Origin of the sequence: Streptococcus mitis SK597 (assembly GCF_000148545.1) — a bacterium.
GTDB lineage: Bacteria > Bacillota > Bacilli > Lactobacillales > Streptococcaceae > Streptococcus > Streptococcus mitis_C.
In genome coordinates, this window is the sequence record NZ_AEDV01000096.1 from 1 (window position 1) to 14,622 (window position 14,622).

At 39.8% G+C, this 14,622-nt stretch carries 12 protein-coding genes; 3 read left to right on the forward strand and 9 right to left on the reverse strand.

What is annotated here, in order from left to right:
• Positions 1 to 63: 63 nt before the first annotated feature.
• The 5 genes from SMSK597_RS0103320 to SMSK597_RS12110 all read right to left on the reverse strand — a co-directional run bounded on the left by SMSK597_RS0103320 (position 64) and on the right by SMSK597_RS12110 (position 7,235).
• On the reverse strand, positions 64 to 1,242 hold the full coding sequence (locus tag SMSK597_RS0103320) for a ryptide export MFS transporter (RefSeq protein WP_000071447.1): 1,179 nt from the start codon (positions 1,240 to 1,242) through the stop codon (positions 64 to 66).
• Positions 1,243 to 1,499: 257 nt separating this feature from the next.
• A complete protein-coding gene (locus tag SMSK597_RS12095) occupies positions 1,500 to 2,204 on the reverse strand; it encodes an MIP/aquaporin family protein (protein WP_000980824.1) in 705 nt (234 codons plus the stop codon).
• Positions 2,205 to 2,273: 69 nt separating this feature from the next.
• Positions 2,274 to 4,100: a type 1 glycerol-3-phosphate oxidase gene (glpO, locus tag SMSK597_RS12100; RefSeq protein WP_000395886.1), complete on the reverse strand. Its 1,827-nt coding sequence runs from the start codon at positions 4,098 to 4,100 to the stop codon at positions 2,274 to 2,276.
• 41 nt (positions 4,101 to 4,141) lie between these two features.
• Positions 4,142 to 5,650 (reverse strand): glycerol kinase GlpK, encoded by a 1,509-nt coding sequence (gene glpK, locus SMSK597_RS12105; RefSeq protein WP_000076783.1) that lies wholly within the window; start codon positions 5,648 to 5,650, stop codon positions 4,142 to 4,144.
• Between the two features lie 157 nt (positions 5,651 to 5,807).
• Complete coding sequence (locus SMSK597_RS12110; RefSeq protein WP_033631302.1) at positions 5,808 to 7,235, reverse strand: AcpB/EbpR/MafR family transcriptional regulator; 1,428 nt, start codon at positions 7,233 to 7,235, stop codon at positions 5,808 to 5,810.
• 164 nt (positions 7,236 to 7,399) lie between these two features.
• On the opposite strand from SMSK597_RS12110, the gene hslO reads away from it, so the two are divergent.
• From hslO to SMSK597_RS12125, 3 genes are read left to right on the forward strand one after another with little or no spacing between them, the layout of a single operon-like run.
• Entirely contained in the window at positions 7,400 to 8,272 is an 873-nt protein-coding gene (gene hslO / locus SMSK597_RS12115) for an Hsp33 family molecular chaperone HslO (protein ID WP_004238633.1), read from the forward strand.
• Positions 8,259 to 9,239, forward strand: coding sequence for a tRNA dihydrouridine synthase DusB (dusB, locus tag SMSK597_RS12120; RefSeq protein ID WP_000183323.1), 981 nt, complete (start codon positions 8,259 to 8,261; stop codon positions 9,237 to 9,239). Before hslO ends, dusB begins: the two co-directional genes overlap by 14 nt.
• Before the next feature lies 1 nt (position 9,240).
• On the forward strand, positions 9,241 to 9,792 hold the full coding sequence (locus SMSK597_RS12125; RefSeq protein ID WP_000233716.1) for a cysteine hydrolase family protein: 552 nt from the start codon (positions 9,241 to 9,243) through the stop codon (positions 9,790 to 9,792).
• A gap of 296 nt (positions 9,793 to 10,088) precedes the next feature.
• Here SMSK597_RS12125 and SMSK597_RS12130 read toward each other — a convergent pair whose 3' ends face one another.
• From SMSK597_RS12130 to SMSK597_RS0103330, 4 genes are all read right to left on the reverse strand, one after another.
• Positions 10,089 to 12,356: an ABC transporter permease gene (locus SMSK597_RS12130; RefSeq protein ID WP_001269729.1), complete on the reverse strand. Its 2,268-nt coding sequence runs from the start codon at positions 12,354 to 12,356 to the stop codon at positions 10,089 to 10,091.
• Positions 12,353 to 13,030, reverse strand: a complete 678-nt coding sequence (locus SMSK597_RS12135) for an ABC transporter ATP-binding protein (RefSeq protein ID WP_000614114.1) — start codon at positions 13,028 to 13,030, stop codon at positions 12,353 to 12,355. The genes SMSK597_RS12130 and SMSK597_RS12135 overlap by 4 nt, the downstream gene beginning before the upstream one ends.
• Before the next feature lie 8 nt (positions 13,031 to 13,038).
• Positions 13,039 to 13,815 carry an AAA family ATPase gene (locus SMSK597_RS0103325; RefSeq protein WP_000528184.1) on the reverse strand — a complete coding sequence of 259 codons (777 nt, stop codon included), beginning with the start codon at positions 13,813 to 13,815 and terminating at the stop codon, positions 13,039 to 13,041.
• Positions 13,815 to 14,622 (reverse strand): AvrD family protein (locus tag SMSK597_RS0103330; protein ID WP_000607352.1); only part of this gene is annotated, 808 nt, incomplete at its 5' end. The genes SMSK597_RS0103325 and SMSK597_RS0103330, both read right to left, overlap by 1 nt.

The following is a 14,622-nucleotide window of genomic DNA, read 5'->3' on the forward strand; positions in this document are numbered from 1 at the left end:
CCGTTTTTTCAACACCTGATACTATGCGATTTTCTGATTTTTAAAGACTTCTTACCCGGTCTCTCATTTAAAATAGTCTCGTCTGATATAAATTAAAATAGCTTCTATCATCAGACAAATGGCTGATAGCCAAAAACTGATGCTAATACCAAAACTCTCAGTAATATAGCTCATTAGCAAAACAAATACTGAAAATGCTAATGTCGAAATCACTTCAAGAACGGAATAGACATTAACCAAGTTATTTTCCTCTACTGTTTCCTGAAGAAACACACTTTCAGGAACTTCTTTTAGCTGCGATAACATACCAACTAAAGCTGAAAATAATAAAAACATCTGTGCGTTTGGAAAATATAGAATAGTCAGTGTCACTATTGCCATAGCTACAAGAGGAAAAAGAATACTTTCCCATTTAGCAGCGAGGAACTTTTCAGATAGCCTAAAAGCAATTAAGCCACTAATTATAATACCAATAGAGTATGCTGTATTAGAATATCCCCAGTAACTTTCCGTTTTATTTAATAACTCAGTTACAAAAACAAGTATAATGGAAGAAACCCAAATCGTATTTGAAAAAATTTCCAATAAATTTGCTGATACAAAAAGTCTTAATCTAGAATCTCTAGCAACTAACTTCCAACCTTTGAGCAAAATTTCAAGATTAGTTTCTGACTCTAACACCTCCACTTCAGCGTTAGGAAGAAATAACATCAAAAAGCTAGAAATGATATACAATATTAAAATGATAAACGTGGTAGGTAACAGACCAATTATTGCAAACAAGAGTCCACCTAATCCCCAACCCACCAATTGAACAGCTTCACCACTCATTGATAAGGCTGAATTAGCCTTACCCAAATCGGTCGCATAGCGTGGCACAATAGCATAGGAAACAGGTGCTGCAAAACCATCTAATATTGAAATTGCCACAACAAATAGATAGGTTACCAAAGGTGCTACTGATTGCATTACGGTAAACATTCCTACCAGTATCGTTAATAATATAGTCTTTCCAAATTGGGATAAAGATAAAACCCTATTTAGTGCTAACCTTTTAGTAACTAAAGGAACTAAAAGACTCGCAACAAAAGAGGATATCCCTATTAAAATGGGAACTAGTGATGTGGCAATTACTGATTTTGAAATAATGTATATGTTAGCAATGATGGTTACTCTAAAGAAAATATCTGCTAAATTTGCAAACAATTGAGAGACTAACAACTTGATAAATGAATTAGACATATAGCTCTCCTATCTTAGTTGCCACCTTTGAAATTAAAATTTGATTTTTAATATTCTAGCATAAAATAACAGAAAATAAAAGCGAAGTTTTTCACATGAAAAAAGCCTGAGATTTTCATCTCAAGCTCTATCAAAATAATTGTTTTCTAATACTCTTCGAAAATCAAATTCAAACCGCGTCAACGTCGCCTTGCCGTACTCAAGTACAGCCTGCGGCTAATTTCCTAGTTTGCTCTTTGATTTTCATTGAGTATAAACTAGAAAAGTGAAAATACAAGCACAGCCAAGGCTGCACCGATAACAGGTCCCACAACAGGAATCCAAGCGTAAGACCAATCTCCGTCTCCCTTGTTTGAAATTGGCAAGATGCTATGCATGATACGAGGTCCAAGGTCACGAGCTGGGTTCAAGGCATAGCCTGTTGTCCCACCTAGTGATAGACCGATACCGACAATCAAAGTCCCCACTGCGAAGGTTCCGATTCCTGCTTGAAGGTCATAAAGACCCAAAGCAAAGATTGTTAATACCAATACAAAAGTTCCTAGGATTTCACTAATCAAGTTTGATACAGTATCTTTGATGGCCGGTCCTGTGCTGAAAGTAGCCAAAATATTTCCTGCATTTTCTTCTGCCTCATAATGCGGTTTGAATTGCAACCAAACCAAAATCTGACCCAGCATAGCCCCTGCGAACTGGGCTAGGATATAAGGGAAAACGGAAGCCCAAGGCAGACCACCTTTTAAGGCCACACCGATGGTCACAGCTGGATTTAAATGAGCTGGACTGAGCTTGCCAGATACAAAGACCGCAACCGCAACTGCAATCCCCCAACCCATAGTAATCACAATCCAACCTGAGCTGTTGCTCTTGGTTTTTGGAAGAACCACACCTGCAACAACACCATTTCCTAGAAGAATCAGGATTAAAGTTCCCAAAAATTCTCCAAATAATTCATTCATCATCTTTCTGTCTCCATTAAAAAGAAGGGACGGGCAACAAGGAGTCCTGCCCTCCACCTCTTTTATTTTTTCTTAATTTTTTAATTCTGCTAAATCGTTGTTAGCAAGAGCTGATTCGACATCAGCACGGTAAGTTGCTTTCTCATCTTCTGTCCAGTCATAGAATCGTCCCATTTCATCCAAAACTGGCTCAACGATGCTGTCCAAACTATCACGCATAAAGAGCATATGGTTGGTACGACGAAGAAGGAAGTCAACTGGGCTAAGAGCCAACTCATTGCGCATTGCATAGTGAAGTGACAAAGTGTCTGCCAAACTGAGTCCTGGCGCTTGTTCCAAACTATGAGCAAGAGCAAAGACCTTCGGTGCATTTGAACCGTAAAGATTTGCTAGGTAATGAGCTTCCTTGCTATCCAAACCACGTGACACTCCAAGTTGCGCAAAGGCTTCGATTTCTGAGTCCACATTTGCTGGGTTCAATTCCCCACCTGAAACAGGGTAAGTCTTAGAATTGATGAGTTTAAAGCTACGGTCAAATTCTGCTTTGAGGATGTCAACCACGCGCTCCATAGCTCCTTCAGCCATCTTACGGTAGTCTGTGATTTTACCACCAGCAAGGGTCAAGAGACCATTATCATCTCGGTCCAAGCTCGAACCACGAGAAACTGCAGATGGATCCAAATGCTTCTCAGATGTGCTACTTTCAAGTTTGCTGACAGCAGACTCAACATCTTCACGAGTTTTTTCTTTAGAGAGGTAAGACTCAACAGTTGCAATCAAGGTGTTAAAGCTTTCATCACTGATAGTTCCGTTATTTCCGCCATTGTAGTCAGAAGCGCTATTGCCTGCAATCAATGGACGAAGACCTGCCCAGCTACTTTCGATATCATCAATGGTGATGTTGGCTTCTGGGAAGCGGTTGTTGACAATGCCAAGTAGGTAATCTACATCTTCTTGAGTTACTTTTGGATGTTCCAAATCACCTGTGTAGTCTGTATCAGTTGTACCGAAGTAGGTCTTGTTTTCACGTGGGAGAACAAAGACCATACGGCCATCACCCAAACCTGTATCAAAGTAAACTGGCTGTGAAACCTTGATCTTGCTTGAGTCCACTACCAAGTGAACTCCCTTAGTTGGACGCATTTGTGAGAATTGGGTTCCCTTATTAGACAAATTACGTACCTTATCGCTCCAAGGACCTGTCGTATTGATAACCAGACGAGCCTTGATTTCAAAGACTTGGTCTGTCAACAAATCACGAGCTACCACACCTGTAATCTTGCCACTTTCGTCAAATAGGAAACCTTCTGCTTTAACGTGGTTGGCAATGAGGGCACCGTCTTGGTTGGCACGTTTGATGTTTTCGATCACGAGACGCGCATCGTTGTTACGGAAGTCAAGGTAAACCCCACCTCCTACCAAACCTTCTTTCTTCAAGTTTGGCTGGCGTTCCAAGACTTCTTCCTTGCTCAAGACCTTGTTTGCAGCTGGCGTGTTATTAACCCCTGCCAAAAGGTCATACAAGTCCATGGCTACTTTGAGACGGAAGAGACTAAAGGTCGCTCCATCTTCATCGTAAACTGGCAAGAGCATTGGGTCCGGTTTTGGAATATGTGGAGCGATTTGTTGAACCACTGCACGTTCAGAAACTGTATCTGATACCACTTCTACATCAAATTGCTTAAGGTAACGTAGTCCTCCGTGAACCAATTTTGTCGAACGGCTGGATGTTCCTTCTGCGAAGTCCTGCATTTCAATCAAACCAGTATCTAGACCACTAGCTGCCGCCTGCAAGGCTACACCAGCCCCTGTGATTCCTCCACCGATAATCAAGAGGTCCAGGGTACGTTCTTGCATTTTTTTAATTGATAATTCACGTGTTTTCTTTGAAAATTCCATATTTACACACTTTCTAACTGAGTCGCTTTATTCTTCCAGTATTAGTCGTCTACTTCCGCAAAGACTTGGGTTGCTTTTACAGCCTTCTTCCAGCCCTTGTAGAGTTGTTCCTTGCGCGATTCGTTCATAGATGGCTCAAAGAGTTCTCCTGTCTCGTTCAAGAGTTTCAACTCATCCAAGTCCTTCCAGTAACCTACTGACAAACCTGCTAGGAAGGCTGCCCCCAGAGCTGTTGTTTCCAAGTTTTTGGCGCGTGCGATATCGATTCCCAAAATATCAGCTTGGAACTGCATGAGGAAATTGTTCATAGCTGCACCACCGTCCACCTTCAAGACTTGGATAGCTGTCTGAGCATCCACTTGCATCGTATCGATGATGTCACGCACTTGATAAGCGATCGATTGCAAGGTTGCCTTGATAAAGTCTTCTTTGCTTGTTCCACGAGTCAAGCCAAAGACAGAACCGCGAGCGTTTTGGTTCCAGTATGGAGCACCTAGACCTGTAAAGGCTGGAACGACATAAACTTCATCATTGTTGTGAGAATCAAGAGCGTATTTTTCAGATTCTGGTGAATTTTCGACCATGCGAAGACCGTCACGAAGCCATTGAATGGCACTTCCTGCGATGAAGATAGAACCTTCCAAGGCATAGTAAACCTTGCCATTGATACCGTAACCAATGGTTGTCAAAAGGTTGTTCTCAGACAACTGCATCTCTTCCCCAGTATTCATGATGATGAAAGAACCTGTTCCATAAGTATTCTTGACCATACCTGGTTCAAAGGCCAACTGTCCAAAGAGGGCTGCCTGTTGGTCCCCAGCCATACCTGAGATTGGCACTTCTCCACCGTAGAAATGGAATGGCGCTGTCTTACCGTAGATTTCAGAGTTAGAACGAACTTCTGGAAGCATAGCCTTAGGAATGTTGAGAATTTCCAAAATCTCATCATCCCATTTGAGTTCTTTAATGTTATAAAGCATGGTACGGGCTGCATTTGAGTAGTCGGTCACGTGAGCCGCACCGTCAGTCAATTTCCAAACTAACCAAGTATCGATGGTACCAAAGAGCAATTCCCCTTTTTCTGCTCGCTCTTGAGCGCCCTCTACATGATCCAAAATCCAACGAACCTTGGTAGCAGAGAAGTAAGCATCAATGATCAAACCAGTCTTTTCATGGAATTTTTCCACATAACCTTGGCTTTTTAGTTGTTCAGCCAGAGGTGCTGTCTGGCGTGATTGCCAAACGATAGCGTTGTAGATAGGGAGCCCTGTTTTCTTATCCCAGACAACAGTTGTTTCACGTTGGTTGGTAATCCCGATTGCCTCGATTTGATTTGGCTTAACACCGCTTTCGATGAAAGCTCCAGCAATAACTGACTGGACAGAATTCCAAATTTCATTGGCATTGTGCTCAACCCAACCTGCTTGTGGGAAGATTTGTGTGAATTCTTTTTGACTCGAGCTAACTTTTTCTCCTTTTTTGTTAAAAATAATGGCACGAGAACTTGTAGTTCCCTGGTCAATGGCCATGATGTATTTTTCTTGTGACATGTGCTGTCCTCCTGATAAAGATCTTGAGGTGTTTCCTCTTTACACTTACTAGTATACAAAATAAAGCGCTTTCTTGTTCATCAACTTTTTTTAATTTTTTAAAAAATGTGAGGAGATTGTGTGAATTTCACAAAAAGGCCTGGAACAACCAAGCCTTTTAAGTGAATAATAACTGGCGAATCGCTACCAAATCCTCCATATCCAAGTCGTTTTTTAAATAATAGACTGGGGTCTGTTCCTTCTTATGAATAGGGTTATTGGTAACCAGTAAATCATAATGCCGAGTTCGGTCATAGGCTTCAATGGTAATAAAACGATTGTATTCCAAATACCGTTTCAAAATGGCTGCCATCCTTGAAAAGACAAGAAAACCAGATGTCAAATCCAGACCAATCCGCATCTGCTGACCACCATTTTCTGCCATATATTCCATCAACTGGAGCCATTCCCAGAGAATTTTCTTATCCAAATCCGTCCCCTGCTGAAAGGCGGGCAAGGCATGAAAAATCTCCTCTGCCGTTCCCCTAAAATCATGTTCCATCAGCAAATAGGGATGACGATTCTCTAACTGGTACTTGTAGCGGTCCTGTAAAATATAGCCCTTATAGAGATAGACTTGTGCACAAAGCTGACTGAGTTCATAGGTGACATGGTCCTCTGTATAATCACCCAGTAACTCCTCCTTCTTCATTTCTTGAATCAATTGCGTCAGCAAATCTGCCAACTGCCCTCCAAAACCAAGGATATACTCCATAGTATGAAGAGGAAGAATGCGATGAGATAGGAGGAAAGAGAAGAAAATCATCATCTCCCCATCCTCGGTTCCTAGAGGAAGGTGTTGCCCAGCGAAAAAGGACGGAGCCTTTCGATGCAAACGAAGGTAGAAAATATTGTCAAAATACCCATGCATTTTTTCTTCTATCACTTGAAACTGACAAGCATTGACCCGAAGACGTTGCTGACTGATATGAGACCAGAGAACCAAGTCCAATTTCTGCCCCGAGGATAAACTCGCACCGCAGATTTCTTCTAGAGTGGCAATCTCCTGCTTTCTCTCTGGTTTCTGCATGTGGCCTTCCCATTCCTGACTGGACCAGACCTTGCGGAAAAGACAGAAATAGAAATAGCGAATCTGATGCTCTGGACCTCGCCAACGTCCATTTTGGATAGATAAATCAAATTCTGACAAAATCTGATTTAAACTAGCCAAATGGCGGCCAAGCGTTGCCTCACTAATCACCAATTCTTGAGCCATCTGATGGGCTAAAAACTGTTGGTGGTAGAGAAGATAAACCAAAATCTGGTATTTAACAGCATTCTCCAAAAACAGACTCCGAATATCTCTCCCCTTGGTAGTTGCACCGATTGACAGACGCAAATTTTCATCTTCTAAAGAGATCTTCATCTCTAAGCCACTGTCTAAAGCCTTATCATTGAGCAGGGTGACATATTTGGTTAGAGTTGCTTTTGAAAATCTTGTTTCCTCCATTACAGCCTTGACGGTCGTCTGAGACTCTTGTAATAGAAAGGAAAGGATTGAAAATTGGCCAGATTCAGCCTTTTCCATCAAATCTCCTAAATACATTTGTTACCCCTTTCATTTTCTACCTTAAGCATAGCATAAATCTTACAAATGCTGAAATAATCTGTTTCTCTTTTTATTTTCATGCTGATTTCCTGGTCCATTATCCTGAAAATCAGCAAACACACGGCTCCCCCTTTGGGCATTTTTATGCTAAAATAGTAGCTATGGATAAAATTATTAAAACTATATCAGAAAGCGGAGCCTTTCGTGCTTTTGTCCTTGACAGCACAGAAACAGTCCGCACTGCTCAAGAAAAACACCAAACCCAAGCTAGCTCAACTGTAGCGCTTGGTCGAACTCTTATCGCTAGCCAGATTCTCGCAGCCAATGAAAAAGGAAATACCAAACTAACCGTTAAGATACTGGGCTCTAGCTCTCTAGGTGCTATCATCACCGTCGCAGATACCAAGGGAAACGTCAAAGGCTACGTTCAAAATCCCGGTGTTGACATCAAAAAGACTGCAACTGGTGAAGTTCTAGTTGGACCTTTTGTTGGAAATGGTCAATTCCTCGTTATCACAGACTACGGTACTGGGAATCCTTACAACTCTATGACTCCCCTCATCTCTGGAGAAATCGGTGAAGATCTAGCCTTTTACCTGACTGAAAGCCAACAAACGCCTTCTGCAGTCGGTCTCAATGTCCTTTTGGACGAGGAAGACAAAGTCAAGGTTGCAGGCGGTTTCCTAGTTCAAGTCTTGCCAGGAGCCAAGGAAGAAGAGATTGCTCGCTTTGAAAAACGCATCCAAGCAATGCCAGCTATCTCTACTCTTCTAGAAAGTGAAGACCATATCGAAGCCCTCCTCAAGGCAATCTACGGGGACGAGGCCTACAAGCGTCTTTCTGAAGAAGAAATTCGTTTCCAATGTGACTGTAGCCATGAACGCTTTATGAACGCTCTTGCTAGCCTTCCAAGCTCAGACTTACAGGAAATGAAAGAGGAAGACCACGGAGCAGAAATCACTTGTCAATTCTGCCAAACCACTTATAACTTTGATGAAAACGATCTGGAGGAACTCATTCGTGACAAATCTTAATACACCTTTTATGATTGGCAATGTTGAGATTCCCAATCGTACCGTTTTAGCGCCCATGGCTGGCGTGACCAACTCAGCCTTTCGTACCATCGCAAAAGAGCTCGGAGCTGGGCTCGTTGTCATGGAAATGGTCTCTGACAAGGGAATCCAATACAACAACGAAAAAACCCTGCACATGCTTCATATCGATGAAGGCGAAAACCCTGTCTCTATCCAACTCTTTGGTAGTGATGAAGATAGCCTAGCACGCGCAGCAGAATACATCCAAGAAAACACCAAAACCGATATCGTGGATATCAACATGGGCTGCCCAGTTAATAAAATCGTGAAGAACGAAGCTGGCGCTATGTGGCTCAAGGATCCAGATAAGATTTACTCTATCATCAACAAGGTTCAATCTGTCCTTGATATTCCACTTACTGTCAAAATGCGTACAGGCTGGGCTGACCCGTCTCTTGCAGTGGAAAATGCCCTCGCTGCTGAAGCTGCAGGTGTTTCTGCCCTTGCCATGCATGGCCGTACCCGTGAACAAATGTACACAGGCCACGCAGACCTCGAGACCCTTCATAAGGTTGCCCAGGCCCTCACCAAGATTCCATTTATCGCTAACGGTGACATCCGTACTGTTCAGGAAGCCAAACAACGTATCGAAGAAGTCGGTGCTGACGCAGTCATGATTGGCCGCGCTGCCATGGGAAATCCCTACCTCTTCAACCAAATCAACCATTACTTTGAAACAGGAGAAATCCTCCCTGATTTGACTTTTGAGGACAAGATGAAAATCGCCTACGAACATTTGAAACGCTTGATTAACCTCAAAGGAGAAAACGTCGCAGTTCGTGAATTCCGTGGCCTCGCTCCTCACTACCTCCGTGGAACATCTGGCGCAGCCAAGCTCCGTGGAGCCATTTCACAAGCTAGCACCTTAGCAGAGATTGAGGCACTCTTGCAATTGGATAAGGCTTAAAATGGTTCATACTGCTCTACTGGTTATCGATATGCAAAAAGCATTTGATAGACCTATCTGGGGAGAACGAAACAACCCTCAAGCTGAATATCAAGCGTTGAGGGTACTGGCATACTTTCGTAAACACGCTCTTCCAGTCTTACACGTTCAACACATATCTGACAATCCCCAGTCGCAATTTCATAACAAACAAAATCAGGAGTTTAAAAGTGGATTTGAACCAGTTGCTTCAGAACCTATCTTTCAAAAAACGGTTAATAGCGCCTTTATTGGAACAAATCTTGAAACATATTTACGAAAAAATCAGATTTGTCATTTAGTCGTTGTTGGTTTGACCCTGCCTCATTGTGTATCTACTACGACACGAATGGCAGCAAATCTTGGTTTTGAAGTCACTTTACTAGCAGATGCTACTGCCAGTTTTACCCTATCTAACAAAAACGGTCAGGCCATCTCTCCTGAGACTATCCATGAGATTAATCTCCTTTCTCTACAGGATGAGTTTGCTCAAATTCTTACTACAGAAGAATTTTTAACCCAAGTACAAGTATAAAATAATCCGTCAACTCTTATTGGGCTGACGGATTTTGAATGCAGTAATGTAGTGAACCCAGACACAAATAGGTAAATTTGGAGCTTATACTCTTCGAAAATCTCTTCAAACCACGTCAGCGTCGCCTTACCGTATATAGGTTACTGACTTCGTCAATTCTATCTACAACCTCAAAGCAGTGCTTTGAGCAACCCACGGCTAGCTTCCTAGTTTGCTCTTTGATTTTCATTGAGTATTAGAACTGATGATTAACAATTATTCATAAATGTCTATAGATTCACTCAGAACTGACCATACTAGTCTACCCCCTTTAGAGCACTAATCATGTCAATCTTTCTCATACGAAGACTAATAAAATAAGCAGTCCCTAAAGATGTAAACCAGACCAATAACGTAGCAGAAGCAAGGACATACATACTGACATAAGCGGTATACTCAATTCGAATCGTCGAAAATGTTGCTACATATTCTTTCAAAAACCATATGCCTAAAGGAATTCCTACTAGCAACCCAATAAAGGTAGTTAGTATAGTCTCAAAAAGAGTCACCATCTGTAGATATTGATTAGAAAATCCTAATACTTGTAATGTAGCATAGTCTCTCATTCTCTCTACAAAGTTTAAAGAACCCAGATTATAGAGAACAATAATAACAAGCAATAAGGCAAAGCCAATGATCATTAGAAATACACTCATTAAACTAGCTACAAAATCATAGGCATTTTTTTCTTGGCTCCCTTTTTCAATGACAGATAGAACACCTTTGTCTTGCTTAATAGTATCTTCGTCCACCTCCGGTCCAACTAATAAAGTATGTGGAGTAAAATCTCCCCCTGCTTTTTCAAAGACTCTAGCATGAAGATAAGCCCCTTGATTGGTTTCACTTGTGACAATCCCTTTTACTTCAAACTTGTAAGTATGACCATCTTGATAAGGAGTTACAGTTAAAAAATCTCCGACTTTAATACCTGCCAAACGGGCAAATGATCTAGTTACATACAAACCATCATCTTTCAAAGATTCAACACTCTCTGTTTTTGCTTGAATCATATCTCCATCATCAAATATAATCAATAAACGATTGTAACCATCATCTGGATTAAAATGTGCTTGTGAAATTTGTACACCTTGCCCACCATATCTGGACTTAGAAGTGGTATAATCCGCTACGGTCAGTCGTTTTGAATAAGAAAAATCTTCATTATATGCCTTATCAACAAGATGATTCATGGACACAGGCATACCAATTCCAGCAATCAGTAACATCATACTTCCTGCAACTCCCACGATTCCCATCAAAACTCGAATACGATTAAACGAGGCATCCCGAATTGCCCATCTTGAAGGATAAGAAATTCGTTGCCAGATAGAGGGAAATCTTTCCACAAAGACAGATTTAGCAAGTTTTTCTTTACCTCTTAAAAATATTGCTGGTAAGCCTCTAGCTGACTCTCTAGAAGCTAAATAGGCAGCTAAAATACAAATAATAATGACTACAATACCAACGACTATTGATGAAGATGAATAAGAGATTTGCCAATTTGGAAGTGTAAACATTGATTTTTGAGTTTCTAGTACAAACCATGACATCAAGGGAGAAATAGCAAAGCCTGCGAAACTTCCTAATAAACTTACTACTAAACCAAATAAAATATAATGTAAGCCGATAGCCTGATTTGAAAAACCTAAAGCCTTTAATACAGCAATCTCTTTTATTTGGCCATCAATCAAACGCTGAATAGTTGTAAACATAGCCAAAATAGCTAACAAAATAAAGATAAAAGAAAATAAGTAAGATAAATTTCTAATTTGCCCAACTCGATCGGTAGCTTCTGATATTTCAGTTAAGCTTTTTTGATCTTGATAAGAAACTAAATCGCCCCCAAAAATAGACTCTAAATCTCCTCGCAAATCTATCTTAGAGCCATAAATTTCTAAGGCATTATCTGACGATAAACCCAGAATTCCTTTGGCAATTTCATTATCTGCAATATAACCATAGGCATCATTGTCAGGATTTGGAGCTATATATTCCATGCTACCTGTAAAATAAATCTTATCGGTTGCCTGAACAAATCCTACAATTTCTAAATCTATCTGTTTCCCCCTTGATGAAATAGAAATTGAATCTCCAATCTGTAATTGATTCTTCTTAGCATAATTCCCATCAATCCAAATCGAATCTTGTTTTCCTTCAGAAAAAGGACTTCCTTCTGTTACTGTAACCAGTTGATTATCTGTAATCGTTTCAAGATTGATTCGTCCGTCAGTCTTGTCTAAACGAACAATATTAGCAAATCCTTTCTTTTTACTGATAACTTTTTCAACAGAAGATAATAGTTCAACCTGCTTAATTTTTGATTCATCAATTTGTCTCGCTTGAACCCAAACAACAGGAAGTTCAGATTGTTTCAAATAACTCTGTAGACTCTTTTCAAGTCCATGCCAAGCTCCTTGTAGACCTACAAAGATTAATACACTTAATAGAGACATCAGAAAAACAGAGAAAAATTGTTGCCAATTTTGCCGGAGATCTCTTAATAATTTTATATGAAGATACCTCATCCCAACACCTCTTCATTATTCTCTATTTTTTCAATACTTCCATCTTTCAAATATATAACTCGATCTGCAAATTTAGCAAACTCTCTATTATGTGTAACCATTACAACTGCAGCATTCCCATTTCTAGAAACTTCCTTCAATAAAGTTAAAATACTATCACCTGTCTTTGAATCTAACGCTCCTGTAGGTTCATCACACAATAATAGACTAGGCTCTTTAGCCAATGCCCTTGCAATTGATACACGTTGCATTTCACCTCCAGAAAGTTGATTAGGAAAATTATTTTTTCTATGAAGTAAACCAACTTGATCTAAATACATATCAATTTCTTTATTGTTTTTCACTAAATTTGCTGCAATACCTATATTCTCCTTGGCTGTTAAACTTGGAACTAAGTTATAAAATTGAAAAACAAAACCAATTTTATCTTTTCGATAAGCAGATAATTCCTTGTCCGTAAACTTTGTTACGAGTTCCTCATCAAATATAAAGGTTCCTGATGTCGCACGATCCATCCCACCAAGTAAATTTAATAACGTACTTTTCCCTGAACCTGATGGACCTAAAATAACTGTAAATTTCCCTTTCTCAATAGAAAAACTAACTTGATCTAAAGCACGAACTTCTTGCTCCCCCACCTTATAAATCTTACTAATATTTTGAAACTGAATCATACATACTCCTAATATCTTGTCATAAATTTTATTTTTTCCTTTAATGTAGGCTCTTCATACTGTTCTATGATACGTTTAGATACTGCTTCCCTGTTTTCTCGTATAACCTTTTCAGCTAAGGAAATAGCCTCATCTACTGGAACAACTATTGGCAACTCATAATGTTGAATGATCTGATTTAACCGTTCTTTCTGACTACCTTTGACACAATAAGGTGTCAGACCCAAATTCCTATAAGCCTCATATAATTCTTCATCTGATAAATTCCGATACTCTTCAGATACTGGTCTATGCCCGTCTGGATCCATTGCAAACTCTACTGGTAGATGGACAACATCTGTATACCACAATTTCGCATGATTCTTAGAGACAACTCCATAAGCAGTCAAATATTTTTTGAAAAATGTTCGACCAGGAATACCTAAAATAGATTTCATCAATCGATGAACGAATGCTGAGCCTGGATTAATTCCTACCCTCATTCGAACAGTCCCGTAAATCCATTCATTCAATACTGAACCATCTGATAGAAAACTTCCATGTTCCTTGTATAAAATTCCTTCCGTACGAATTCTCTCTTCAAAACGCTTTAGCCCCAGTGCCATTAATTCAGTTGATGACATATCCTGAAATCTTCTGCCAGGATATAAATCTGTCAAAATTTCCCTCGCAGATAAAGCGTCAATTAAGGGAAGGCCCGTTGCAATCGAAAGAGCTGTAGCAGTTGTTGTCTTACCTGTAGAATAAGTTCCTGATATGACTAACCTTAATTCTCTATTTCCCATCACTGTCCCCCTCCATCAGGTAATTTTTGAGCTATTTTACTTTTAAAGACTACCTTATGATCTATATCATATCCGGACATTTCGTAGACTTTCCAATGCTCTTCTCTAATTTTTAATAATCTATTTTTTGAAACACTACCACTAAGCTCTACTACTCCGTTCAAAATTGGTGAATCCAAGTCTGCACTCACTTGCTTCATCCACATGGTATTGCTCTCCTCTCGAGACATCTCTTCGATATGATAGGCTAACATCTCTGCCATTTGAGAAAAAATAATCAGAAGCTCTAACAAACTATAATAATTCTGTTCTAGACTACCTACACCACTATATTCAATATCTTTGATCAATACTTGCTCTGCTTTACAAGATATACTACTATCTGAAAACTCAACATCGTATATATCATGTTGTCTATCTCTTAAATGCGTTGATAAAAAATCTCTACCTTGTTCTCCTATAGCAACTACATTTTCCATACATTCTAATAATTGATAGCCTAAACAAACTTTCATATCCATTACCAAGCAATCAAATTCAATCACTTGGTTCGTCATTTTGAAATTTTGTAATTCTAATTTTAAATTTACCAATTCTTCTATAGCTTTTATCCCTGACTTTATCTCAAAATGGCTTAACCTATACTGATTTAAGCTCACTCCCATTCTTTTCAGTATTTCACTTCCAAATAAATGAGCTAATACTATTCCATCTAATGTACTCAGGTGCTGCTGTATAATTTCAGATTGTTTACTAGACCACAAACCTTCTTGATGAAGAGACCCAACCCCTTCTAAAATATTTTTC